This is a genomic window from Paraburkholderia sp. BL18I3N2 (genome assembly GCF_003001875.1).
In the GTDB taxonomy this organism is placed as follows: Bacteria; Pseudomonadota; Gammaproteobacteria; order Burkholderiales; family Burkholderiaceae; genus Paraburkholderia; species Paraburkholderia phytofirmans.
On sequence record NZ_PVNC01000003.1, the window covers coordinates 156,035 to 178,806 of the forward strand.

The following is a 22,772-nucleotide window of genomic DNA, read 5'->3' on the forward strand; positions in this document are numbered from 1 at the left end:
ATAGAGGCGCCCCTGCTTCCGGAGAGGATTCCCGAGGCGTACGCAGCTTCAACGACGGCATGGCAACAGGTTGCCCAACGAACTTCGGACGTCCGGGAAATTTGTCCATAACAAATTCCATCGGCTCAATGTGTATGACGCGGCGAATCTTATTCTTTCGACATTTTTCTCTCGCAATCCTTTGTCTTTGTTCAGTCCAATCACATGCGGAAATCCGACATAATTTTGGCGCCGTTCTTTCAATGGAATTCGTCAATCCAGAGCAGAACGTATCGTTTTGCCACGCTTCGACGATCGCCTACAAAGACGGCAGTCTGGTAGCCGCATGGTTGGCGGGCAATAAAGAAGCAGGGAAAGACGTCGGCGTGTGGGTAGCGCGCTTTTCCGGCAATCACTGGGCAGAGCCTGAGCGCGTCGCCGATGGCGGCTCGCCCGAAGGTGGAGCGCGGACGACAATTAATCCGGTGCTCTTTGCTCCCCACAACGGCCCCTTGATGTTGTTCTTCAGCCGGGGAAAGCTGCCTGCCGATTGGCATCCTCTGCGCATGACCTCGATTGACGGTGGCAGGACATGGTCAAAACCGATTGCCTTGGGCCCAGGTGTCTCGGGTCCAGCGAAAAACAAGCCCGTCCAACTATCAAATGGAGTGGTGATAGCCGGAGGCAGCACCGAGGATGATGGATGGAAAGTTCACTTCGAGCGTTCACTGGATGGCGGCAACACGTGGGAGGTTGTGTACCCGCCGGTCGGCTCGCGTCCGATCCAGGCGATCCAGCCCGCCATCCTCGATCACGGTCATGGACACCTGCAGGCATTGGTGCGAACGAAAAACGGCTTCGTATTCAGCACCAGGTCGAGAGATTGGGGAAAGACATGGAGCTCTCTCTCGCCGTTGAATATTCCGAATCCGAACTCAGGTCTCGACGGCGTGACCTTGGCTGATGGGCGCGATCTGATTGTCGCGAACCCCCTGCCTTACGTCGAAGGTGGCTGGGACCGGCATAAGCTGTCCATCTTTATTTCGGCCGATCATCAGACTTATAGCAACGTGCTGGACATTGAGAACGAAGCAAATGAGGAGTTTTCCTACCCGGCGGTTATTCAGACCCCGGACGGCAAAGTTCACATTACGTACACATGGAAAAAAACTCACATAAAGCATGTCGTCGTAGATCCCCAAAGGATTCGTACTTTCCGTCAAACGCCGCTGCTCGAGACTGAGCGTCAGTGAGATTCTCAGCACACCCATTGACGAAGCGGTGTACCGGCCGAGCGCCTCATCCGACGGCCTGTTAGATTTCGCTGCGTTTGAGCAGATAGTCGAGACCTCCCACGCGATACCAGCGATAGCCGTAGGGCTCAAGCACCACCGTATGCCGCCCGGTTGCATCGGACTGACTGTGTTCATCAGAGAGCAGGTTGACGAGCCGGGCGTCGCCTGGATCGCGTATCCCGGTTTTGAAACTGACCGTGCACGCGGCCGCGCTGAAGTTATGCAGACACACCACCGAGTTGTTGCGCCAGTCGTAGCGCAAGCCGAGCACGTCCTTGCGCGATATCCGCAGTATCGAGAAGTCACCCCAGCTGATCTCGGGCACCTCCCGGCGCATGCGGATCAGTCGTTCCATCCAGTTCAGCAGCGAATCTGGATCGCGGCGCTGGCTTGCGACGTTCACGCGTTCAAAGCCGTATGGCCCTCCTGAAATTACCCGTGCGACGGGCTTTGGGTGCTTCGTGAAACCGCCGTGCGGCTCGGTCGACCACTGCATCGGCGTGCGCGCGCATTCGCGCTCCGGCAAGCGTAAGTCGTCACCCATCCCGATCTCGTCGCCGTAGCGAAAGACCGGCGTTCCCGGCAACGTCAGCATCACGCTATAAGCGAGTTCGAGGCGACGCCGGTCGCCGTCGAGCATCGGCGCAAGCCTTCGGCGAATGCCACGCTCGTAGAGTTGCATGTCGGGCGTCGGTCCGAATGCGGCGAATACGGTCTCGCGCTGCTCTGGCGTGAGACGTCCCAGGTCGAGTTCGTCATGGTTGCGCAGGAACACGCCCCATTGCGCTGTCGCCGGGCGCGGCTTTGTTACGCGAAGCGCCTTCGTGAGCGGTTCAGTGTCGGCGCTTGCCATCGTGTAGAACGTGGCCTGATTGACCTCAAAGTTGAACATCATCTGCAGTCGCTCGCCCTCGTAGCCGAAATACTGCATGTCGGTATCGGGCAGAACGTTTGCTTCGGCGAGGATGATCGCATCGCCCTTACGCCATTGCAGGAACTCGCGGAACGTCCGCAACATGTCGTACTGCTCGACAGGCCGCCGCACCTGCGGGCCCTTTGTCGCGATCACGAAGGGCACCGCGTCCATACGAAAACCTGATACTCCGAGCTGGATCCAGAAACCCATGATCTTCAGCAGTTCCGCCTGAACGTACGGGTTCGCCGTGTTCAGATCGGGCTGGAATTCGTAGAAGCGGTGGAAATACCAGAGGCCTGCTTCCTTGTCGTAAGTCCAGGTGGATTTCTGCACGCCGGGGAACACAATGCCGTCTGTCGCGTTCGCGGGCTTCTTCTTCGACCACACGTACCAGTCGCGGTACTTCGACTTTGCGTCGCGGCGCGCGCTCTGAAACCACGCGTGCTGATCGGACGTGTGGTTCACCACCAGATCGATCATCACCCGAAGGCCCCGCTGACGGCACGCGTGCGTGAACTCGGCAAAGTCGCCGAGCGTGCCATAGCGGGGATCGACGTTGTAGTAGTCGGAAATGTCGTAGCCGTTGTCGCGGCACGGAGAAGGCTGAAACGGCATCAGCCAGAGCGTCGTGATGCCGAGGCCCTGCAGGTAATCGAGCCGGCGCATCAAGCCCTGAAAATCGCCGATGCCATCGCCATTCGCATCCATGTAGGTGCCCACCGACAGGCAGTAGACGATCGCGTTTTTGTACCAGAGGTCGTTTAACATGCGCAATGAGTGTCGTGGAGCGCTCCGCCGAGCCGACCTCCTATGAAGGCGCCAACAATTCCGACGATGATGTTTACGACAATGCCGAGGGCGCCGCCGTCGACGATACCACCGGCCAGTGCGCCGGCGATACCTCCGATAATCAGCGAAAAAATGATTCGATGCGAGACGGCGTCCAGGTTTCTTCTCCTATAACACCAGACCACGTTAGCGGCGAGCAAGCATTCCAATGATCAGTCCGCCGATGAGTGCCATCGCAACCGCTTTCCACGGAGCCTCGTGAACGTAATCGTCGGTCGATTCGGAGACGACACGGTACCGGGTCTTGACCGCCTCCTGCGCACCCGCAATCTTGTCCTTCAGGTCGGATAGCGTCTGTGAACTGCTTAGTCGGTCTGCGGTAGTGGGTTGGTGTGACTCGGACATTTCAACCTCCATGTTTCGTTTGAATGTTCCAAGGTTCAGCAAGTGGCGTGCCTCGTGAAAACATTCGACGTGGGCGTCGCCATTAGCAACCCCTCGAGTCCCAAGGTTTGTGGCACCGACGCTCAAGGTCCAACACCGGCTAGGCCTCGCATCTATTTCTGTTCGCCATGTCACGGCTCAGCCACGCGCTAAACGTGACCCCGCTGCGTTGGACCGGCCACGGACCGGAATACTGCGCGCGCCGTTTATGGAAACCCTAAGACCGGCTCGGTACGCTCTGTCGGGCTCACATCAGCGTTGTTATTTTTCCGTCTGCAACCTTCGATACAACTTATCAGGTCCTCCGCGCAGATATCGAACAAAGACCGTTCTTCGCATCTCTAACTCATAACAGAAGGAGAAAACCATGATCAGACTATTTACTTATTGGGGGACGGACTGGCCGGCTGTATCTCCGGCTCCGCCGTATGGCTAAGGTTTCGAGCCGCCGTCCGCATATGAGCCTGCGCCAAGCTTCGACGATATGCGCCCGCCTATTACTTGACGACGGCCTCGGACGTTGGCATAGACTTTGGCTTCGGTGGCGATGGGGCGCACGGTGGACATCGCGGTCGTGGCAGATATTGTTAGGCATCCCCATGATACGCAATTTGGCTACCTACTCAAACACCCGCGCTCGCTGCCGGCGCAACTCGCCAATCCCTACAGGGCCGCCTACTTGGCTTCTTGATCGTGATCTGCCCTGGTTCTTCGAGCGGATCACTGTCGAAATAAGCATCAAGCGGCACGTGTAAATAGCCTGCCGTGGTCCGCCTGGAGACGATAATGACTATGATGACAAGATGGATGCTGACGGTCTGCGTGATGTGCGCATATCTGGCCAGTGCGAGCAATGCGGAATCGAGCGACCGCCTTTTAAAGCTGCTGCAATTGCAAACCTTGAATCGCATGGCATCCGATTCCGCGCCCACGAAGAAAAACGCTTCGAGCGACGACAGTGCGCGTCAGGATCGTGGCGCAGACCGCCGAGGGTCCCAGACACAGCCAGACAATAGTGGCGGCACTAACAATTTGCCGGCGCGAAAGCGATAGCAATCGACGGCGGGGCATCTTATGGCAGGATCCGCCTGGCCACGCGGCCCGGACCGCGTATGCTACACGGCAATCATTATGGCAACCTTAAGGCTGCGCATCGTTACGCCGTGTTACCAAAATCGCAACCCTCTTGCACCTGCATTCCGCAGTCCTCCCTACACTGCGTTCAATCTCCACTGGCATCAATTCTCATACGGACGACACGAAAGTCATGCGCAAGAATTTAATATCAGCGATTGTGGGCGGTGCGATATTGGTGGCCTCCTCAATGGCTTCAGCTCACGTAGACGTGGGCATCGGCATTGGCATTCCGGGACCAGTGTTCGTACCGGCGCAGCCAGTCTACGAGGCGCCGCCGCCAATCGTCTATGCGCCTGCTCCGGTAGCCGCCTATGGCTACGCCGATGACTGGCGCGAGCGCGAGTGGCATGAACGGCAGGAGTGGCGCGAACGACAATGGCGCCATCACGAGCACGAACGCGAGCGGCGGGAGCGCCGTGGATGGGACGAGGACTGACCGACCCGCGTGTGCTGCGCGCGGCATCGTGTAAGCGATGCCGGTGGCGGCACGCTCGCGGTCACGAAATCAACACGCCTGATAGCCACTCCACCCGAAACGCACAAGCTCCGGCGGCATTCGGGCCGGAGCGACAGGGAAGGCTGGTCACCAACGAGGTGATCACCATATCGAGTTGGCCCTCAGCGCGTGCGCATATGCGATCGGGCGCGGTCGGAGAACCCGATCGGTTGTTGTAGTGCCTCGATCATTAGCATCCTGTCGTCGCCGCGACTCAGACTATTTGCGCCGGCCTATTGCGATAGAACCATTCACTCGCCCGGTATCACTGCGGATAGCCGCCGAACGTGCGTCCATCCTGCCCACCCTGTGAGCCCGACAGCCGATAGACGTCGGCGCTGCCTGCCCCGGGTTGCCGCCGGGAGCCACCAATCCGCCCTTGAGGCCGTCGCTGCCGGGTTCGACCGAGGCCCCCACGGGTAAGACGTGCGTGCCAGGCGCGATCGACTAATGCCTTTAGTGATGCCCTCAACCAAACACCTGTGTGACCTGGCATGTGTGGCTAACTGCGCTCCGCCACGCTGCGCAGAGCCGGCAAATTTGCAGCGCGAGATTGCACCCGGCATGTCACCGCCACGTCTATGGAAGTTTCAGATTCATTACGGGTATAGCGTCCGCGTAATGCAGACCATAAATAAGTTTTACTTTCCGATTTTCCGTCGCGCCTCCATTGTGTAAGCCAGACAGCCGGTCTGTCGCCACAATTCATACACTGCGCAGCCGAATCCAAAAAATGTGGTTATTTCTTTAAGCGCCGATTTCTTAAGATTCCTTAAGAAATGGTTCTTCGAGGAATGTCGTTCTGGAGTTGGACAAATTTCAACACGCGGCCCGATCAACGCACCGACGGGCTAGCCGATAAACAGAAAGGAGACGAATCGATGGAAAAGCGCATGATGACCTTGATGTTGCTCACTGCGGCTGCATTGGCCGCCTGCGGGGGTGGAGATGACGTCAGTGCACCAACACCGCCGAAGCTACTGACGAACATCGCCGTGCCCAATGCTTCCAGCCCACCATTTAGTTTCGACATCGGTTACATCGAGGGCGGCAAGTACTTCCTTACCGACCGTAATAACAAGGCAGTCGACGTCGTCGACACCAGATCGAATACGTTGATCGCACAGATCCCAGGGCCATTCGTCGGCGCCGGCGCCACAACCAATGAGTCCGGTCCCGACGGAATTGTCGGCATTACTGGCACGAACACGATCTATGTCGGCGACGTCGACTCAGTGAAGGTGATCGATACAGCCGCGCAAAGGACAGTCAACACAATCGCCGTCAGCAATTCCGGATCGCGCGTCGACGAGGGCTGCTACGATCCTGACGATCATCTCGTCATGTACACCAGCCCCGGAGACTCGCCGCCGTTCGTCACGTTCATTTCTACGCTGACGCAAACGGCGGTGGTAAAGCTTCGTTTCAACGGTTCGTCTGGGCTCGAAGCGTGCACATATGATCCTGCCACGAAGAGCTTTTTGATCAACAATGACGGGACCTCCGCCAATCCTGACGGCGAGCTCGACGTCATCACTGCCAGTTCCGCGGTAGCAGGCAGTCCTTCTGTCAGCAAGTCGTTTCCACTAGGGAAATGCGGCCCGTCGGGGATCGTCCTTGGCCCGAATAACGACGTGCTCGTTGGGTGCGATCCGCCGGCAGGCGCCCCTCTAATCACGCTCATCCTCGATCGTGCGAGTGGCGCAATACAAGCCACCCTGCCATTTGGTGGAGTAGACCAGGTCAATTACGATCCGGCATCCAACCGCTATTTCCTGCCGGCTCGGCACTACGTCACCAGCGGTACCGCTGCAGCCTCAGGATTTAGCCCGCAGATGGGCGTAGTCGATGGCGCGTCACGGCAGTTGCTCTTTAAGGTTCCGGTGGGAACAGGGGCGCATTCTGTCGCCATCGACAGCACGCTCGGGCAGGTGTATGTGCCGTTCCAGCCCGGCGCGGCAGGGTTCCCGAATGGCGGTATCTCGGTGTTCTCGACCCGCTAGTCTTCCGATACGGGTTATGGCCTGGCGGCCCGGATTGGATGACGATCACCACCGAGACGATTCGACAATGTTCGATGGGCGCGCCACCAACGCTCCACGATCCGGTAGGTTACGGATCTGGAGCGCCGCTAACGCCGGCTTTCATCGTCGCTGGAACGGTCGCTCGCAGGCGAGGTCTACATGGCTCGCTTTGGCCAAGGCGTGTGAAAACGTATTGGTCGCCTGCACTGAATCAACGCGTTGAGACCGGGTGACTCATGAAGCGATTCGTTGAAGGCGATGACCGCGAGCAGGTCGCACTGCTTCCCGAATGCGTCGATGACTACATCGGGCAGCACATTCCAGTCAGCGTCATCGACCGACCATGCGACAGCACTGCCTTTTCTGCGGGGCAGGTTCTCGTCAAGGAAAGTGAATTCAAAAGCGCCGGCACGAAGGAGCGTGAGCGCAGTTTTGCCATCGTGGGCGATAGCAATCCAGCGGGAAGCCAGAATGTCCGCGACAGACTGATTGACGTCAGGATCGACCGGATTCAAAGCTCGAGAACATCGTGCAAACACCGGATACGTAGACGGACCAAATATGTCGCGATCTAACCAACAGCGCCAGGCGGAGAGTTGGATCTGAGCCACCGGCCGCAGCGTGTACGTCTGCCTGCCAATTCGGGCTGGTCGCCATTAAAGTTCAATATTTTCAACTAGTTGCGCGATCGCTTACCGCGGCGCCACCGTTTGGCACGCACTTTGCCCTTATCCTCATCGAGGAGTAGCGACATCCTCGAAACAAGCTCTGACATTCCTGATTGACTAATTTGCCCTTGGAGAATCGAAATGAACGCCCTGGTAATCAAAGACCTCCCCGTAGCCGTCGAGATGGACCGTACTGCAATGACCGCCGTCAGCGGCGGCAGGTTGCCGCAACAGATCGTGAACATCATCCAGGCCGTTTCCGACTATGCAAATGACGCTCCTACCCAGCACAGTTTTACTGGCAGTGGCGCTTCTGTAACGTACTAACAGAAACACGGTGATTTCGTACCTTAAGGCTCCTCCAACGAGGGGCCACTTTGAATTCGCTTCAGGTGACTTTATCCGCGCTGCCCGATACCGACCGATCCTCCTCACCCGACGGGTCGTTGTGACGGTCAGCATTTTTTCCAAGGGCATTACGAGCAATTTCTTGTTCACGACGGCACCCCAACCCCACCGTCAGTACAGAGGAAATACGAAGTCTGGCACGGGCGTAAACTGAATGCCGGTCTCCGGACACATCACGCGCCCTTTCACGGTGACCCGCTGGTGCAGATACGGCAACAGGATCGTGGGGTCGGGCGCACTACCGTTCCCAAGAAGGATGTCAGTCACGACCTTGTCGTTGCAGGGCGAAGCCGCCGGACGGTCAAGCAGGATGGTCGTGTAGTCTCCCGCCGCGTACTTTCCGTTGCCCTTCTGGATCGTGCCCGCGATCCAGATGTCCTGTTGTAAAGGCAATGGCCGCAGCGGGTGCGCAGCAGCCCTCACCTCCGCCGGAAATACGACGGCCGCCAGCGTAGCCGCGGCGAGCAGCGCATAGGACCTCTTTTTCATGGCAGTGTCCTCCTTCGACATCCGCCGCCCTCACCCCGCCCGCAACTCACGGGCGGGACGTCGCCGGCGGCTGGGTAACGGTGCAATCCTCCCTACGGTCATCGGATCGGCGGCACCACGCCGAGCTTTTCAGCCAGCATCCTTTCGTAGACACCGAAGTGCAGATCGACCTCTTCCTGCGTGACCGCAGTCACGACAATATCGATCTGCGCGGGCTGCAGGCCCAGGACCGTCGCGATTGCCGTTTCCAGCTGCTGCGCGCATAGCCGGTCGTCGGCGAACGTGGTGCCGACAGCAATCTCGTAAGCGGATTCCTGCTGGAATACCACTTCAACCAGCCGCGCACGGGCGCTCATGTTGCTGTCGATCGCCAGCCGGATGACCTCGACCGCCGTGCGCATCGTCTCGGTCGGGAAGCCCTTGGTGGAGCGTAACCGGATCCGGTGCCGACCCAGGGTGAGCCAATCGTATGCGAATTCCATGGTGTCCTCGCATGGTTCGTCAGGGGCGTCGTGAAAATAGGGATTGGCCGCCTGAATTCAAGAACAGAAAAGTTGCAATACCCCCTTGAAATTTTCGCCTGAAATCCTATCTTGAATTCCGCTCAGGCAGTCGCGCCAGCAGTCCGGCGCGCTGCGTGTTTCGATTTGTTTGCCCGCAGCACGGCAGACGGACTGGAGCGCGTAGGCCGGTTCGTCTTCCTGCTGTTTTCAGGAGGAAATGACCATGAGCGATCTCTACTCCGGGAACGACCTTTTCAGTGAGTTCGACCGTCTGCAACGGCAGATGGCGAGCCTCTTTGGCGGTTTCCCTTCCAGCATCCGTTCCGGGCGCTTCGGCGCGTTCCCGCAGGTCAACATCGGCTCGACCGACGACTCTATCGAGATCGTCGCGTTCGCGCCGGGTGTCGATCCGGCGAAGCTCGATGTGTCGATTGACAAAGGGCTGCTGAGCATCAGCGGCGAGCGCGTGAGCGCACAGCCGGAAGCGGCTGGTGACGACACGCGCACTTACGCGCAGGAACGGTTCGTCGGCGCTTTCCGGCGCGTCATTGAACTGCCGCAGCACGCGGATCCCGACAAGGTCACGGCGCAGTACACCAATGGCTGTCTGACCGTGAGTATCGGCAAGCGGGAAACATCGAAGCCGCGCGCCATTAGCGTCCAATGAAACCCGTCGGACACTCGAGGAGGACATCATGAACGACACGACAGAACTTGCCAGGAAAGATGAAACGGCGGTGGGCCGGCGCGAAGATGAGCAGTCACAACGCCGGATCACGCTCACGCCACCGGTGGATATTTTCGAGGACAGCCAGGGCATCACCCTGTGGGCCGACCTGCCCGGCGTGACAAAGGACCGGCTCGATGTGAAGGTACACGATGGCAACCTGTACATCGAGGCGGAGGCGGTGGTGCCCACGCCTGCGGGGTTGCGCCTGCAGCACGCGGAGATCCGTCAGCCTCACTTCGCACGGGCTTTTTCGCTGGGGGCTGAATTCGACGCATCGAAAATCGACGCAAACCTCAAGGACGGCGTGCTGAAACTGACGATACCGCGCCGCGACGAAGCCCGGCCGCGCCGGATCGAAGTGCGGACGGACTGAAGTCGGCAGGCGGGCAGCAACGGCAGGAGAAAGCCGGGTGGCGGCCGTCTGGCCGCCACCTTCCGAACCTTCCGACTATGGAGGCCCGGATGCAGGACGCCATACAGGAACGCGGACGCGGATAAGCGGTCGGCGTACGGGGTGTCTGGTGCGAGAGCTTCAGGACGCGCCAGTCCGTTCATGATGGCTATTCATGCCGGTCGCTCGTGAGACGCAGTCGGAAATCTCGGGCGACAGAATCGCGTCTTCGGCGTACAGACAGGAATCCGTTTCTCCTGCCGGACTTTTTAGAGGAGGATACGATGAACACCGATCCGAAAAAGTGGAATCCCTTCAAGTTCCTTCGCGGGGCAGCCCGCAAGTCCGATGCGGACGGCCCGGAAAGCCCACCGGCGAGCGAACAGTGGCGTGCCCCCGGGCCTGACATACCGCGGCTGTTCTCAGGCGAACCGTGGCGCGCCCTGGAGGAGTTCTTTCGTGACCCGTTCGCGGGCCGTGGCGCGCTCGAACGGTGGTTTGGCGACTTCAGTTCGTCGCGCTTCCAGCCGCGCATCGACGTGGTCGACGAAGGCAAGGTACTGCGCGTGACCGCCGAACTGCCCGGGATGGAGCGCGAAGACCTGAACGTGAGCGTCGAGGATGGGGCGATCGTGCTGCGCGGCGAAAAAAAGCAGGATGTGCGCGGCGAGGAAGACGGCTGCTACCGGCTGGAGCGCGCGTATGGAAGCTTCACGCGCACGATCCCGATGCCGGAAAACGCCGACCCTGACCACGCCTTGGCGAAGTTCGACAACGGGGTGCTTACGTTGACCGTACCGAAAACGGAGCCCGCGCGATCTGCGGGTCGCACGATCGATATCGGCTAGGCAAGCAGCAAACAATCCCCTTATGGCAGCCGGATATTGGGCGAGGCGGGCCGTTAGCTCAGCTGGTAGAGCAGCGGACTTTTAATCCGTTGGTCACTGGTTCGAATCCAGTACGGCCTACCAAAGAATTGTGCTGGAAAAACAAGGGCTGCGCGAGCAGGCCCTTTGTTTTTTCTGCTCCGAAAGGATCGGGAGGCAGAACTGACTGCGGTGGATTGCGCCAGCACGCTTGCAACTGCGTACGGTTGCGCTCCGGCGCGCCAGCCAGCTCATGTCATCAGGTTCGTCGTCCGTCGGTCACTGGCCACTCGCCAGCGGATAAAACCCGGGGCTACACGCTGTTCCATCCACTACCGGAGCAGCCCATGAGCCGTCACCACCCCCTCCCCCACTGGCTGGCGAACGTCATTGCCCGCCCGCTGCCGGCGGCGGAGGTCCGAGATGCTGAGCATCTATCGCCACCGCAACACCTGGCAGGCCAGCGTGACCGGCCTGATGATTTGCACCCAGGTAGTCGCCGTCATGCCGCCGAAGAAGACATAGATGACCATCAACGCGCCGGCGAAAGCGACTGCACCTGCACGGGAGCCCCGGGCTTACCCGACACCTGGGGGGCGACCACGAGGTAGCGGCGCTTGTCTGCGGCGGTGCTCACTCCCGGTGTGACCAGTTGACGAATCTGGCCGAGAGCATTGACGATCGCCGAGCCGGCCGGATTGGACATGAAATCCGCAAGCACCTGCACATCCCCCGACCCATCCGGATTATCGGCAAGACCGAGTACATAGGGCTGCTTCGGTTGCAGGCCAGTGACAGCGGCCTGGAGAACCTGCACGAGCCCCTGGTCGAACAGCGCGACCGTCGTAGGTGCGTTTGCGGCATCCGCCGTCTTGCCCGCCCCCACCGGCACCATTGCAATATGGACGCTCTGACCCGCCAAACCGAGTGCCTGCAGGTTCTGCGTACCGTCACCTTCCGGCACCGCATTTGGAACATAGGTGACAGCCTGCGGCGCCTGGCCGATAGGCACGGTCGCGATGACGGTGTTGGTCAGTGTATCGATCGCAGTCATCGCGTCGGCGTTCTCGAGGCCGACATAGATGCGGCTGCCATCCCCCGATGGCCATAGCCCATGAGGCAGGTTGCCGACGGGGATTGTCGCGACCTGCGAAAAGTCGTCGGTTCGAAACACCTTGACCAGGTTCAGCCCTCCAACGGTGACGTACGCGAACGTGCCTTTGGCGTTATGCACGATGTTCACGTGATTCGTGATCGGGCCGGTGTCCAGCGTTCTGATGTGCGCGAATGGCGGCATTGCATCGAATACCTGGACCTTGCCGGTGTCCTTGAGCGTGAACCAGACCTGTTTGCCGTCGGGCGTCGCCGCGAGGTCGGGACAGAAGGGGCTGGCCTGGCTGACCGTGCCGACGATCTTGTGATCGGCGACGGACACCACCTCAGTCTCCGGGTTGAAGGACGAACAGACATAACCGTACTTCCCGTCCGGCGAGAAGATCTGCATGCCGGGGCCTGCCGGGACGGTAATGCGAGTTTTCTCCTCGTACGTCTTGCCGTCGAGTACCGCGACGTAGTTTTCGCCTCGCACGGTGACCCAGACTTCTTTTCCATCGGGAGTGAAAAAAGCCTCATGAGGCGAACGGCCGACGTAGGTGACATGCTTGACGGCGTTAGTCTGCGTGTCGATGAATGAAACTGAGTTCGATCCGATCGAGACAACCGCAATCGTGTGATGGTCGGGCGAGAAACCCATGCCGTGCACGAGCAGTTGGCCTTTGTACAACGGACTGAAATTGCCGGGTGAGGGATCGCCGAGACGAATCACGCCAACCAGCCTGTTGTCGGCCGGGTCGATCACCGACACCGTGTTCGAAAACTGCTCGGCAGCATAGACGCGATCGTGGTGGCTTACAGGAATGTCTCGATCGGATAGCGATCCCGGCGCCTGTCCGGCCCAAGCGAATTGCGCTGCGGCTAGCGCAGCTACCGACAACGTATTTGTAAAAGTCGATTGGCGGTTCATCACTGCTCCTCGCGCAAAGGGTTCGGCGTATCCATTCGCATCACAGGACCGGACGTGGGGTGGCCGGGCGCGGCAGGGACAGAAGCTGGTTTTTGTTGGTTCGGAGCAGGGGCCGGTGGCGGTAACGGCTGCCCGAGAGCGACGCGCATGGCCACGATTTCCTGTTGTTGCTCGACGACGATCTCTTGCGCGATGCGGCGCAACTGTTCGTTATTCCCGTAGCGCAGTTCAGCCTGTGCCATGTCGATTGCGCCCTGATGATGAGGCACCATCATTTCGACGAAATCTCGATCGACGTCGCCCGTTGGCTTGACGGACATGCCGTCCATCATCCTCGTCATAGCGGTGTTGTTCTCTGCCAGGAAGGGCGCTTCGTCGGACGCCGCAGTTTGCACAGGCGCAGCGGCGGCAGGCGCGCCGCAAATGGCCGAAATTGTCAGCGCAATAACGATGCTCAGGATCGTCCGCTCGGTATGAGAAGTTGGGGTACGCACCACGGCTCTCCGGTTGTGTCAAACAGACATCGCGGCGTTTTCCTCGCGCTCCGCCCCTCGCCCATACGGCCTTCTCGACGTGCACGATCCCATGCTGCATGGCGCCGATCGGGCAGATCGGCATCCAGTTGTTGTTGCCGCGGCAGGTCGGACGGCCATCGGAGCCTGTCCCCTTTGCGTTGGCCTTCCCGCCTGCACCCGAGGCGCGCCGATGACGTGGTACGACCGGCTGCTTTTGGGCTACGTCAGCGATTCGAGACGTTGCTCATGAATAACAACTCTAGGCGGTGATTGGTGCGTGAACAATTGCCCGATGGTGTAGCAGCAACTTCATCGCTGCGAAGGGATGTCGTGTTACACCTGATTCAAAGTGCAATTGTGGCTCCGGCGGGCCCTTCGTCAATTGCTCAGGCTATTCGTGAATGCGCGGGCGGCGTTGCCGCTATTGCGGTCCCGTGTCGCGCTCGACCGCGAGAAACGCGGCCCGAACTTCGTCCACCGTCTGTTCAGGCGCTTGCAGATGCGGAAAATGGCCGAGTTTGGGGAGAACCGAAAGCTTCACCCCGTTACGGTTCGCATACTCAACGCCCATTTCCTTGCTGATAGATATCCTGCTCGCCCCACACCACCTTCACGGGGACCTTCAGCTTTGCCATATTGGCTTCGAAGTAGTCCTCGTCGCGGGTGAAATAGGAGTAATAGTGGGAGAAGGCATCTGCCGACGTGACGTCACCGCCCCAACCTTTCGCGATATCGTCCCTGCGGAGAAACTGCGGCGAAAGCCCGGCTTTCACCGCAGTCGATTGAGTTCCAGCCCCGGCTAGTTGCGGACCTGACTGATGCACTCAACCCTCGCCCGGCTCAAATGGCGACGCCCGGTTTTCCAGCTTCCATTTCTTCTCAGCTTCCGTGTCAGGCCGAGGTGGTCGAATATTATCGATCAACCACAGTTCTCGCGGCGTTTCGCCGACGTGCAGCTCGTAGTGATAGCCCCGCTCCTGAACAAATGGCGCAATCGCAGCGTTCGCCTTGCGCAACCACGACTCAGTCCATACGGGGTCTTTGGCGATGTGTCTGGCGAATTGATCTAATCGGATTCTGACAAAATCGTCCCGCGACTCTCCCCCCATGAAGAAGGAGTCTTTCGGCTGTTCGTGAAACAGAACGCCGACATAGAAGCGAGGGATGATGTAAATATCGGCAATTCGGTTCGCCATCTCCCGCTTGTCTTCCGCCGTGTAGGCACCGACGGGATGATAGATATTCCACAAAGGCATTTTTCTCTCCATGCATCGATAGATGCCGCGTTTCTTATGCTGGAACATCCAGGTCTCCTGAAACAAAGGATGAACCAGACATGAGTGAGGCGGCGGTATGAATAGCCAAAGGATAGGCTACCGTTTGAAGCCAATGCTTTCGCGATGCAGCATTGTTAGTGAAGTCAGTCCCGTATCTATTGGCGACGGGAAAGGCCGAGTATGTTGCGAGCCTCCTCAGGTGTTGCCACGTCCGCGCCAATGCTTTTGACGATACTGACCGCGCGTTTGACCAGTGCGGCGTTGCCCGGCGCCAGTTCCCCTTTGGCAAGATAAAGGTTGTCCTCGAGGCCGACGCGGACATGTCCTCCGAGAATCACACTCTGCGCCACGATTGGAAATTGAGCACGCGAGATGCCGAATGCCGACCAGCGAGCGTTCTCAGGCAGATAGCGTTTCATCTGCAGAAGGCTCTCAGTGTCGGCGGACGCGCCCCATGGCACCCCAAGACATAGTTGGAACAGTGGGGCCTGCAGAATGCCCTGCGTTTCGATCAGGTGGCGGGCCAGACGCACGTGGCCAAGATCGAATACCTCGATTTCCGGCTTCACGCCCGCTTCCTCAATCAAGCTTGCCATCTTGATCAGATGGTCGGGCACGTTCACGAATGCGCGACTGCCGAAGTTCATGGTCGCAATGTCCAGGGTGCAGATTTCCGGACGTAACTCGAGCACATGCCGCACGCGCGCTTCGGGCGTCATCATCGTACTGAGTTCGCTACCCCGATTCGGATCTTCGTCGCTGGGGACGAAACGCGCGCCTGGGCCCGTCGTCAGATTGATCAAAATCGGGCACCCGCTATCGCGGATACGCGAAACGACCTCTCCATAGAGCGACAACTCGGTGCTCGGAGCGCCTGTTCCGGGATCCCGTACGTGAATGTGCGCGATGCTCGCACCGGCTTCACATGCAGCAATGGCCTCGTTGGCGATTTGTTCGGGCGTCACGGGCACCGCCGGGTTCAGCCGCGGTGTATCGTCGCTTCCTGTGAGTGCACAGCTGATAATCGTCTTGCTTGTCATGATGTTCGTTCAAAGGAAATGAAAATAGGCACTACCATCGCGCGTTCACGCGGCCCGCGCGGGGCCGAACGGCGCAGCTCCAACGGGTGCAACCCGGATCAGCTTCTTATTGACGAATTCGTCGAAACCCAGCTGAGACAGCTCCCGGCCAAAACCTGAACGTTTGACACCACCGAACGGCAGTTCCGCCGCCGTGCCGAACGGCTGATTGATGAACACCATCCCGCTGTCGATCTGCGCGGCGACCCGCTCGCCGCGCTCGGTATCCGCGGTGAACACCGACGCACCGAGACCGTACGGCGTGCCATTGGCGAGCGCGATTGCGGCGGCTTCGTTCTCTACGACGTGAAAGGCGGCGACCGGGCCGAACAGCTCCTCGGCGAACACGGGATTCTGTGGCGAGATGTCGGTCAGGACAGTCGGCTGCAAATAGAAGCCCGGGCGCTCGACGCGCTTCCCGCCACACACGATGTGCGCGCCGTGCGAAGCCGCGCGATCGATCTGCTCCAGCAGCAGATTCAATGCGCGCTCCGACGAAAGCGGTGCGACTGCGGTGGCCGGATCCGCTGGATCGCCCGTCGATAGCGCTGCCATCTGCGCGGCAAAGCCTTCAAGGAAAGCGTCGCCGCGCGCCTTGCCGACCACGATGATTCGCTTGGAACCAACGCAGCATTGACCCGCATTGAGCATGCGGCCCGCGACGGCGCTTTGGATCGCCCAATCAAGCGGCGCATCCTCGAGCACGATGAACGGATCGCTGCCGCCCAGTTCGAGCACGACCTTCTTCAGATTGCGGCCGGCACGCTCGGCGACGGCGGAGCCGGCGCGCTCGCTGCCCGTCAGGGTGACGCCCTGGACGCGCGGATCGTCGATGACTCGACCGGCCTGGTCGATCGAGATGAACAGATTCGTATAGACGCCTTCGGGCGCGCCCGCTTCCTCGAACAACCGGGCAAAGGCCAATGCGGACTGCGGCACGCTTTCCGCATGCTTGAGCAGCAGGACGTTGCCGACCATCAGTTGCGGGCCGGCTACGCGCGCGATCTGGTAGTACGGAAAATTCCACGGCTCAATCCCGAAAAGCACGCCGATTGGTTCGATGTGCACGGCCGCGCCGGGCGCTTCCGCGAGCGGACGGGGTTGCAGATAGGCATTCGCATGCTTTGCGTAGTAGTCAAGAATATTTGCCGCCGATTCCACTTCCTTGCGAGCTTCGCCGCTACGTTTTCCCATTTCCAGCGTCAGATATCCCGCGTATTCGTCGGCGTTCCCACGCAACAGCGCCGCCGCGCGCGACACGATGCGCGCCCGATCGCTCACGGGACGACGGCGCCAGTCAGTTTCAAAAGCGCGCTGCGCGGCAGCGAGCTTCGTTTCCAGCAACTCGTCGGATATATCGTCGTAGGTGGCGAGCAGTTCGCCTGTTGCAGGATTGGTAGTCGTGTACGGCATGAAGTTCTCCACGAAAAGGTTGGCACCGAGTCATTGCGTCGGCTTATGCTAACACCGTTAACACTAGCTCAGACCAGCTTTTTTTAGCCAGGAAAAACCCTCATTGATATTGATGTTTGTGCTGTTAACATTGTCATGTGCCTTCAACCGGAGAAGCGAAATGGCAAAAGGATATTGGGTGGCAGCGTATCGGGCGGTCCATGACGCAAGCAAGCTCGCGGCGTACGGGGTCCTTGCGACACAGGTGGTGAAGGCGGCGGGTGGAAAGTTTCTGGTGCGAGGCGGCGAAGTTGTTGCGTTCCAGGCGGGTCTCAAGGAACGGACCGTGGTCGTCGAATTCCCGAGCTTCGAGCTGGCTCTCGCCACGTTTCAGAGTGAGGCCTATCAGGAAGCGCTGGCGGTATTGGGAGACGGCGCCGAAAGAGATGCACGCGTAGTCGCCGGCCTCGAAGATTGACACATTCCGAAGTGACCACCAAGGTCATTTTAGTTCGCCAGACTCCTTATATCGCGTCACAAACCACGACTCGTGTCGTGCCGTAGCCGGACTTTCACCGCTACGACACACAAAATAACCTCTTCGGTTGTCACTTTTTTCAGCCAGGCAAACTCTGGCATCAGTGTCTTGTCAAAATGTTATGTCCGTTAACATTCAGGCGAAAGAATATTTGAATCTGACGAATGGAGCAAAGAATGAACGAGGCAATTGTTCAAAGAGAAATCAAGGGCCACGTGACGGTCCTTACGATGAACCGTCGACCGCACAACCTGATGGGACCGACGCTGTATCGCGCGCTACTCGATGAATTCGATCAGGCAGTGAAACGCGGCTCGCGTGCGATCCTGCTGCGCAGTGGTCTGCGGCACTTCTCGGCCGGCGCTGAAGTAGCGCTTTTCCCCGATCGCATTGCCACGCAAGGCAAGGCGCTGATGGATCCGCTTGAGGTGCTGCGCGGCTTCGAGACACTGCCGATCCCGATCGTTGTCGCGGTGAACGGAACATGTCTCGGCGGGGGATTCGAAGTGGCGCTCGCCTGTGACTTCAGCGTCGCCGCCGAATCGGCCAGGATCGGCTCGGTTGAGGTCGCACTCGGTTTGCATCCGCTGCTCGGCGGCATTCAGCGTCAGGTGATGCGAGCCGGTCCGGCGCGCGCGAAAGAACTCGCGTTGCTCGGTCGCCGATATGACGCGGCCACGCTCGAACGCTGGGGCCTGATCAACCTCGTCGTGCCCGACGACAAGCTCGATGAAGTGGCACTGTCGATTGCACAGGAACTGGCCGCCGGCCCGACCGTCGCGCATGCCGCAACCAAGCAACTCGTGCGTGTCGCAGTCAATGAGGGCGTTGCCGCCGCCGACGAAGCGATGTTCGATCTGCAAAAGCCAATCTGGGCGTCGCAGGATCTCAAACGCGGACTGGACGCCTTCGATAAGGCTGGCCCCGGCACCGCCATTTTCGAAGGGAATTGACATGGCCGGACCGCTCGAAGGACTCAAGGTCGTCGATTTTTCCCGCGTGCTGGCCGGCCCGCTGTGCGCGCGGACGCTCGCCGATCTCGGCGCCGATGTGATCAAGATTGAACCACCGCGGCCTGACGTGTCGCGTGCCGCGTTCCCGAATTGCGACGGCATGTCCGGCTACTACGCCCAGCAAAATAGCGGCAAGCGCAACATCAGCATCGACCTGAACGCACCAGGCGCACGTGATTTCGTGCTCCGCCTGTGCGACGAAGCCGACATCATCGTCGAGAATTTTCGGGCCGGCACGCTCAAGGGTTTTGGACTCGACTACGCGACGCTCGCGGATCGCAATCCCGCGCTGGTCTACGTTTCGATCACGGGCTACGGCCAGCACGGCCCATGGGCGTCCCGCATGGCCTATGCGCCGACCGTGCAGGCCGAAACGGGATTCACGCATAACACGCTGCGACATTTCGACAGCGCCAGCGACGGCCGCAAATGGACCGATCCCCTGTCGCACGCGGATGTCTATGCGGGCCTGCAAGCAACCATCGCCGTGCTCGCGGCGGTGCGCAAGCGTGAAGTCACCGGGCGCGGCCAATACATCGACGTCGCGATGGCGGCCGTGATGCTGTCGATCAACGAGCGCGCTCACCTCGATCTCGCGGGTGTCGAGACGGGCGCCGAGCCGGGCATCCTCGGTGCCGCCGACGGACCGCATTTCGTCGGCCCTGGTGGCGAAGAGTTCGTGGCGGCGCAAAGCATCGTCGGCAGCAACACGTTTCCGAATTACTTGAGGGCGATGCGCCGTATGGATCTGGCGCACGATTCGTGTTTCTGCACCGCTGAGCGCCGCCTGCAGAACTACAACGCACTGCACGCAGTGATCCAGACGTGGATGCGGTCATTCCGCGATCTCAAGACGCTCGATGCGCAACTCGACGAGGCCAAGATCGCAATTGGCCAGATTCGTACGCTGAAGGAATTGGCCGACACCGATTGGGCAAAGCAATGGGGGGCGGTGCACGAGATTTCGGATCGCCGCGGCGGCTCCTATCTGATGCACGGCTATCCATGGCACTTTTCCGATGACGACCTTGGAATGCGCAGCGCGCCCGCATTTCGCGGCGAGCACAACGAGCAGGTTTTCCGCGAAGCGGGTTTCGCGGATGCCGAAATCCGCAATGCAATCGAGAGCGGCATTCTGATCGGTGGACCGCCGCCATCAACGAAGAAGATCGAAGATTCCATTGGTGCGCAAGCGCGTGAGTCGCAGAACGTGACGGACGATCTTTGATCACCGCAGTACGCCTCGTATTAGCGGTTCAACACAACACGTCGGAGGACTGGATGGAAGTGATGAAACAAGCCTGCGTAGAGGCGTCATCGTTGGATGACAACGCCCTCCTTCGGAAAGCCTACGCTTTGGCGCAATGGAGGATACTGCCAATACTGTTTGGCTTATGGATGCTGGCGTGGGTCGGTCGTTCGAACGTTGCTTTCGCGAAGTTGCAGATGGTCGTGGATCTGCGATTCAGCGAGACAGTCTATGGACTGGGCGCCGGCCTGTTCTTCGTCGGCTACGTGCTGTTCGGCATCCCTACCACGATGCTGCAAAAGAGGTTCGGCGCACACACCGTGCTTGCTGGTATCGCCGGCGCCTGGGGATTGACGAGTGTCGCGATGACGTTCGTCGATAGCGCGCCGACGTTCTACGCGTTGAGGTTCCTGCTCGGTGTGTTCGAGGCCGGATTCTACCCAGGCGTCGTGTTGTACTTCAACGCGTGGTTCCCGGGAAAAAGGCGCACGCGCAACTTCAGCATCTTCCATTCAGGGTCGCTCTTCTCGACCGTCACGATTGGCCTGACGGGCGGCTTCGTGCTCGAGCACATGAACGGACTGGCGGGCTTTCAAGGCTGGCGATGGATGTTCTTTGCTCAGGCCATCCCTACGGTCGTGTTGGCGTGCGTTGCGTTCATGATACTTCCGGATCTGCCTCGCCGCGCCAAGTGGCTGTCGGCGCGACAGCGTGCGCTCGTCGAGGACGATCTCAGACAGAACGCCGAAGCGATTAACGATACCGACGACGACCGGCCTCTTCTCCTCAACCCCGCCGTCTGGATCTTGAGCGCGGCCTACTTCTCCCTCCTCGCCGCGACGGCCGCACTGTTTTTCTTTTCCCCGACGATACTTCGTGAGGCGGGATTCGGCGGATACAAAGAGATCGGCCGTGCAGTTGCGGGTGCCTGCATTTCAGGGGCTTTGGGCAATGTGCTCATCTGTAGCATCGGGGGCAGTGCGCAGCGTCGGCGGATCTTCTGTGTGCTGGCGTCGGTTTTTACTGCGGTGAGCCTTTCGGCGCTCGTTTTCGTATGGCACAGCAGTACCATTGCGACGTTTTTCCTGCTTGCTCTGGGCTTCGCAGGAACGGGAGCGGGTATAACGCTCTTCTGGCAAATGACTGTCGGCCTCCTCAGCGGCAAATCGTTAGTGGTCGGCGTGCCGTTGATCAGTTCTGTCGCCAACGTCGCAGGTTTCGTGACACCCTTTCTGATCGGATATCTCCGCGACGCGACGGGAACTTACGCCAGCGGGTTCATAATGATTGCCTGTGTCCAGGCACTCGGCGTTGCGGTTCTCCTTTTTGGCGTGCAGCACATTGTCAGGAGGCGATCGCCCGTTGACGCTGTATCGGATCGATGCCCAACGTGACTAGTCGATGCCGGCGGGGCGCGCCGGGTAGTCATGGCGAGCGCCCGCGTTGCGTACCGAAAGGCTGCTTTGGGCGCTGCACGCTCGGAGCAGATGGACAGGCGGTGTAGCCCTGACGACCAACCGCGCCACCAGGCCGCTAGAATGCGTGTCGTGACGCTCGCTTGTTTAGCGCCCGATCCGCGATATTGCTTGCCTGATTGCGCAGAATTTATAATCGATCCCTTGTTTTGCTCCACGAACGAAGGCCACGTGAGTCCTAAGTCATCTATCACAAAGAACGCGGATTACCACCATGGCAATCTCCGCAACGCGCTCATCGAAGCCGGGCGCAATGCGCTCACAGATGTGTCTGCGCAAGACTTGAGTCTGCGCTATCTCGCGCGAATGGTGGGCGTATCAGAAGCCGCGCCCTCGCGACATTTCGCGGGTATCGACGAACTTCTGGCCACGATCGCGGCGAGCGGTTATCGCGACCTCGCTGCGTTGCGCGTCGCGATCCGTGACAGCGACGATACCGCGCTTGCCAAAGCGTATCGGATGATGCGGGTGTATGTTGAATTCGCGCAGCGCCACAATGGACTGTTCGGTCTGATGATCGGACCTCGCATCGTGGCGCATCAAGCGTATCCAGAACTCACTGAGGAAAGTAACCGGTCTTTTGGGTTGTTTTCCGAGACGATTGAGGCGCTGGCCATCGAGAGTGGCTGGGCACATGCCGATCTCAAGCTGGTGACTCATGCGGCGTGGAGCATGGAACATGGTCTCGCCACGCTGATCCTGGCGAACCGCGCACCGCGTGCGGACAACAAGGTCGCACTGCCCAAGTTGATCGATTTCGTCTTGATGACGTTGCTAAGCGCGATCACGGCCGGCCCGGACCATCTCCAGCGCGTGATCCAGCAGTGCATGCTCTCAGAAAAACCCGTAGTTACGCGCACAGCACGCAAGCGCGCCAAAGCGTAGTCGTCGTCGCTGTCGAATGTAAGCCACCGCCCCAGCACACTGTTCTAAAGGTGTGCGGCATCGTGATCAATGAGGGGCGCTGCGGAGTTCAGTCGCACTCCCAGCGTGATCACGCTGTGAAACGAGCCCGGCCGTCGAGAAGACTTGAAGGCATTCATGTAGTGGTTGAATCCGCCAGAGGCTTCGAATCC

Annotated in this window: 23 protein-coding genes, 1 tRNA gene and 2 pseudogenes; 14 read left to right on the plus strand and 12 right to left on the minus strand. The window is 59.5% G+C overall.

Annotated elements, in window-relative coordinates:
* Positions 1-242: 242 nt before the first annotated feature.
* Positions 243-1,232 (plus strand): exo-alpha-sialidase, encoded by a 990-nt coding sequence (locus B0G75_RS10290; RefSeq protein WP_181309221.1) that lies wholly within the window; start codon positions 243-245, stop codon positions 1,230-1,232.
* A gap of 61 nt (positions 1,233-1,293) precedes the next feature.
* On the opposite strand, the gene B0G75_RS10295 is transcribed toward B0G75_RS10290, so the two are convergent.
* The 3 genes and pseudogenes from B0G75_RS10295 to B0G75_RS10305 all read right to left on the minus strand — a co-directional run bounded on the left by B0G75_RS10295 (position 1,294) and on the right by B0G75_RS10305 (position 3,396).
* A complete protein-coding gene (locus B0G75_RS10295) occupies positions 1,294-2,958 on the minus strand; it encodes an alpha-amylase family protein (protein ID WP_106304127.1) in 1,665 nt (554 codons plus the stop codon).
* A gap of 17 nt (positions 2,959-2,975) precedes the next feature.
* Positions 2,976-3,137, minus strand: a pseudogene (locus B0G75_RS41230) (GlsB/YeaQ/YmgE family stress response membrane protein); the annotation flags it as partial.
* Between the two features lie 28 nt (positions 3,138-3,165).
* Positions 3,166-3,396: a YqjD family protein gene (locus tag B0G75_RS10305; RefSeq protein WP_374956887.1), complete on the minus strand. Its 231-nt coding sequence runs from the start codon at positions 3,394-3,396 to the stop codon at positions 3,166-3,168.
* A gap of 1,294 nt (positions 3,397-4,690) precedes the next feature.
* Here B0G75_RS10305 and B0G75_RS10315 point away from each other — a divergent pair.
* From B0G75_RS10315 to B0G75_RS10330, 4 genes are all read left to right on the plus strand, one after another.
* Positions 4,691-4,996 carry a hypothetical protein gene (locus B0G75_RS10315; RefSeq protein ID WP_106304133.1) on the plus strand — a complete coding sequence of 102 codons (306 nt, stop codon included), beginning with the start codon at positions 4,691-4,693 and terminating at the stop codon, positions 4,994-4,996.
* Between the two features lie 854 nt (positions 4,997-5,850).
* Positions 5,851-7,059, plus strand: coding sequence for a hypothetical protein (locus B0G75_RS10320; protein ID WP_258194357.1), 1,209 nt, complete (start codon positions 5,851-5,853; stop codon positions 7,057-7,059).
* 257 nt (positions 7,060-7,316) lie between these two features.
* Positions 7,317-7,655, plus strand: a complete 339-nt coding sequence (locus B0G75_RS10325; protein WP_106304139.1) for a hypothetical protein — start codon at positions 7,317-7,319, stop codon at positions 7,653-7,655.
* Between the two features lie 234 nt (positions 7,656-7,889).
* Positions 7,890-8,075 carry a hypothetical protein gene (locus B0G75_RS10330; protein ID WP_106304142.1) on the plus strand — a complete coding sequence of 62 codons (186 nt, stop codon included), beginning with the start codon at positions 7,890-7,892 and terminating at the stop codon, positions 8,073-8,075.
* A 192-nt stretch (positions 8,076-8,267) separates the two neighbouring features.
* Here the strand turns inward: B0G75_RS10330 and B0G75_RS10335 are convergent, their stop codons facing one another.
* Together B0G75_RS10335 and B0G75_RS10340 are read right to left on the minus strand one after the other, a co-directional pair.
* Positions 8,268-8,645, minus strand: a complete 378-nt coding sequence (locus B0G75_RS10335; RefSeq protein ID WP_106304145.1) for a hypothetical protein — start codon at positions 8,643-8,645, stop codon at positions 8,268-8,270.
* A 98-nt stretch (positions 8,646-8,743) separates the two neighbouring features.
* Positions 8,744-9,127 carry a hypothetical protein gene (locus B0G75_RS10340; protein ID WP_106304148.1) on the minus strand — a complete coding sequence of 128 codons (384 nt, stop codon included), beginning with the start codon at positions 9,125-9,127 and terminating at the stop codon, positions 8,744-8,746.
* Between the two features lie 244 nt (positions 9,128-9,371).
* Between B0G75_RS10340 and B0G75_RS10345 the strand changes: the two genes are divergently transcribed.
* The 4 genes from B0G75_RS10345 (at position 9,372) to B0G75_RS10360 (ending at position 11,240) form a co-directional block, all read left to right on the plus strand.
* Positions 9,372-9,815 carry an Hsp20/alpha crystallin family protein gene (locus B0G75_RS10345; RefSeq protein ID WP_106305577.1) on the plus strand — a complete coding sequence of 148 codons (444 nt, stop codon included), beginning with the start codon at positions 9,372-9,374 and terminating at the stop codon, positions 9,813-9,815.
* 28 nt (positions 9,816-9,843) lie between these two features.
* Positions 9,844-10,251: an Hsp20/alpha crystallin family protein gene (locus B0G75_RS10350; protein WP_106304151.1), complete on the plus strand. Its 408-nt coding sequence runs from the start codon at positions 9,844-9,846 to the stop codon at positions 10,249-10,251.
* Positions 10,252-10,553: 302 nt separating this feature from the next.
* Positions 10,554-11,117 (plus strand): Hsp20/alpha crystallin family protein, encoded by a 564-nt coding sequence (locus B0G75_RS10355; RefSeq protein WP_106304154.1) that lies wholly within the window; start codon positions 10,554-10,556, stop codon positions 11,115-11,117.
* Between the two features lie 47 nt (positions 11,118-11,164).
* Positions 11,165-11,240, plus strand: a tRNA-Lys gene (locus B0G75_RS10360).
* Between the two features lie 350 nt (positions 11,241-11,590).
* On the opposite strand, the pseudogene B0G75_RS40160 reads toward B0G75_RS10360, so the two are convergent.
* The 7 genes and pseudogenes from B0G75_RS40160 to B0G75_RS10390 form a co-directional block, all read right to left on the minus strand.
* Positions 11,591-11,677: pseudogene (locus B0G75_RS40160) on the minus strand (hypothetical protein); the annotation flags it as partial.
* On the minus strand, positions 11,668-13,158 hold the full coding sequence (locus tag B0G75_RS10365) for a YncE family protein (RefSeq protein ID WP_106304157.1): 1,491 nt from the start codon (positions 13,156-13,158) through the stop codon (positions 11,668-11,670). The pseudogene B0G75_RS40160 and the gene B0G75_RS10365, both read right to left, overlap by 10 nt.
* Positions 13,158-13,652 (minus strand): DUF305 domain-containing protein, encoded by a 495-nt coding sequence (locus tag B0G75_RS10370; protein ID WP_106304160.1) that lies wholly within the window; start codon positions 13,650-13,652, stop codon positions 13,158-13,160. The genes B0G75_RS10365 and B0G75_RS10370 overlap by 1 nt, the downstream gene beginning before the upstream one ends.
* 581 nt (positions 13,653-14,233) lie before the next feature.
* Entirely contained in the window at positions 14,234-14,497 is a 264-nt protein-coding gene (locus B0G75_RS41235; RefSeq protein WP_258194361.1) for a hypothetical protein, read from the minus strand.
* Entirely contained in the window at positions 14,498-14,977 is a 480-nt protein-coding gene (locus tag B0G75_RS10380; RefSeq protein ID WP_258194362.1) for a tautomerase family protein, read from the minus strand.
* 128 nt (positions 14,978-15,105) lie between these two features.
* Positions 15,106-15,990 (minus strand): 3-keto-5-aminohexanoate cleavage protein, encoded by an 885-nt coding sequence (locus tag B0G75_RS10385; RefSeq protein WP_106304163.1) that lies wholly within the window; start codon positions 15,988-15,990, stop codon positions 15,106-15,108.
* 45 nt (positions 15,991-16,035) lie between these two features.
* Positions 16,036-17,442 (minus strand): NAD-dependent succinate-semialdehyde dehydrogenase, encoded by a 1,407-nt coding sequence (locus tag B0G75_RS10390; RefSeq protein ID WP_106304166.1) that lies wholly within the window; start codon positions 17,440-17,442, stop codon positions 16,036-16,038.
* Positions 17,443-17,602: 160 nt separating this feature from the next.
* On the opposite strand from B0G75_RS10390, the gene B0G75_RS10395 reads away from it, so the two are divergent.
* The 5 genes from B0G75_RS10395 (at position 17,603) to B0G75_RS10415 (ending at position 22,581) form a co-directional block, all read left to right on the plus strand.
* Positions 17,603-17,899 (plus strand): DUF1330 domain-containing protein, encoded by a 297-nt coding sequence (locus B0G75_RS10395; RefSeq protein WP_106304169.1) that lies wholly within the window; start codon positions 17,603-17,605, stop codon positions 17,897-17,899.
* A gap of 236 nt (positions 17,900-18,135) precedes the next feature.
* Positions 18,136-18,912, plus strand: coding sequence for an enoyl-CoA hydratase/isomerase family protein (locus B0G75_RS10400; RefSeq protein WP_106304172.1), 777 nt, complete (start codon positions 18,136-18,138; stop codon positions 18,910-18,912).
* Between the two features lies 1 nt (position 18,913).
* Complete coding sequence (locus B0G75_RS10405; RefSeq protein WP_106304175.1) at positions 18,914-20,200, plus strand: CaiB/BaiF CoA-transferase family protein; 1,287 nt, start codon at positions 18,914-18,916, stop codon at positions 20,198-20,200.
* Between the two features lie 53 nt (positions 20,201-20,253).
* Entirely contained in the window at positions 20,254-21,615 is a 1,362-nt protein-coding gene (locus tag B0G75_RS10410; RefSeq protein WP_106304178.1) for an MFS transporter, read from the plus strand.
* A gap of 144 nt (positions 21,616-21,759) precedes the next feature.
* Entirely contained in the window at positions 21,760-22,581 is an 822-nt protein-coding gene (locus B0G75_RS10415) for a TetR/AcrR family transcriptional regulator (protein ID WP_106304181.1), read from the plus strand.
* The last annotated feature ends 191 nt before the right edge of the window (positions 22,582-22,772 follow it).

What these genes read in the sequence shown, in the direction of transcription:
- B0G75_RS10385 (WP_106304163.1), bottom strand. Translation starts at nt 15,990, where the DNA reads ATGACAAGCAAGACGATTATCAGCTGTGCACTCACAGGAAGCGACGAT.
- B0G75_RS10350 (WP_106304151.1), top strand. Translation starts at nt 9,844, where the DNA reads ATGAACGACACGACAGAACTTGCCAGGAAAGATGAAACGGCGGTGGGC.
- B0G75_RS10410 (WP_106304178.1), top strand. Translation starts at nt 20,254, where the DNA reads ATGGAAGTGATGAAACAAGCCTGCGTAGAGGCGTCATCGTTGGATGAC.
- B0G75_RS10330 (WP_106304142.1), top strand. Translation starts at nt 7,890, where the DNA reads ATGAACGCCCTGGTAATCAAAGACCTCCCCGTAGCCGTCGAGATGGAC.
- B0G75_RS10395 (WP_106304169.1), top strand. Translation starts at nt 17,603, where the DNA reads ATGGCAAAAGGATATTGGGTGGCAGCGTATCGGGCGGTCCATGACGCA.
- B0G75_RS10355 (WP_106304154.1), top strand. Translation starts at nt 10,554, where the DNA reads ATGAACACCGATCCGAAAAAGTGGAATCCCTTCAAGTTCCTTCGCGGG.
- B0G75_RS10380 (WP_258194362.1), bottom strand. Translation starts at nt 14,977, where the DNA reads ATGTTCCAGCATAAGAAACGCGGCATCTATCGATGCATGGAGAGAAAA.
- B0G75_RS10325 (WP_106304139.1), top strand. Translation starts at nt 7,317, where the DNA reads ATGAAGCGATTCGTTGAAGGCGATGACCGCGAGCAGGTCGCACTGCTT.
- B0G75_RS10400 (WP_106304172.1), top strand. Translation starts at nt 18,136, where the DNA reads ATGAACGAGGCAATTGTTCAAAGAGAAATCAAGGGCCACGTGACGGTC.
- B0G75_RS10390 (WP_106304166.1), bottom strand. Translation starts at nt 17,442, where the DNA reads ATGCCGTACACGACTACCAATCCTGCAACAGGCGAACTGCTCGCCACC.
- B0G75_RS10365 (WP_106304157.1), bottom strand. Translation starts at nt 13,158, where the DNA reads ATGAACCGCCAATCGACTTTTACAAATACGTTGTCGGTAGCTGCGCTA.
- B0G75_RS10415 (WP_106304181.1), top strand. Translation starts at nt 21,760, where the DNA reads ATGCGTGTCGTGACGCTCGCTTGTTTAGCGCCCGATCCGCGATATTGC.
- B0G75_RS10335 (WP_106304145.1), bottom strand. Translation starts at nt 8,645, where the DNA reads ATGAAAAAGAGGTCCTATGCGCTGCTCGCCGCGGCTACGCTGGCGGCC.
- B0G75_RS10305 (WP_374956887.1), bottom strand. Translation starts at nt 3,396, where the DNA reads ATGGAGGTTGAAATGTCCGAGTCACACCAACCCACTACCGCAGACCGA.
- B0G75_RS10320 (WP_258194357.1), top strand. Translation starts at nt 5,851, where the DNA reads ATGTCGTTCTGGAGTTGGACAAATTTCAACACGCGGCCCGATCAACGC.
- B0G75_RS10315 (WP_106304133.1), top strand. Translation starts at nt 4,691, where the DNA reads ATGCGCAAGAATTTAATATCAGCGATTGTGGGCGGTGCGATATTGGTG.
- B0G75_RS10295 (WP_106304127.1), bottom strand. Translation starts at nt 2,958, where the DNA reads ATGTTAAACGACCTCTGGTACAAAAACGCGATCGTCTACTGCCTGTCG.
- B0G75_RS10290 (WP_181309221.1), top strand. Translation starts at nt 243, where the DNA reads ATGGAATTCGTCAATCCAGAGCAGAACGTATCGTTTTGCCACGCTTCG.
- B0G75_RS10405 (WP_106304175.1), top strand. Translation starts at nt 18,914, where the DNA reads ATGGCCGGACCGCTCGAAGGACTCAAGGTCGTCGATTTTTCCCGCGTG.
- B0G75_RS10345 (WP_106305577.1), top strand. Translation starts at nt 9,372, where the DNA reads ATGAGCGATCTCTACTCCGGGAACGACCTTTTCAGTGAGTTCGACCGT.
- B0G75_RS10340 (WP_106304148.1), bottom strand. Translation starts at nt 9,127, where the DNA reads ATGGAATTCGCATACGATTGGCTCACCCTGGGTCGGCACCGGATCCGG.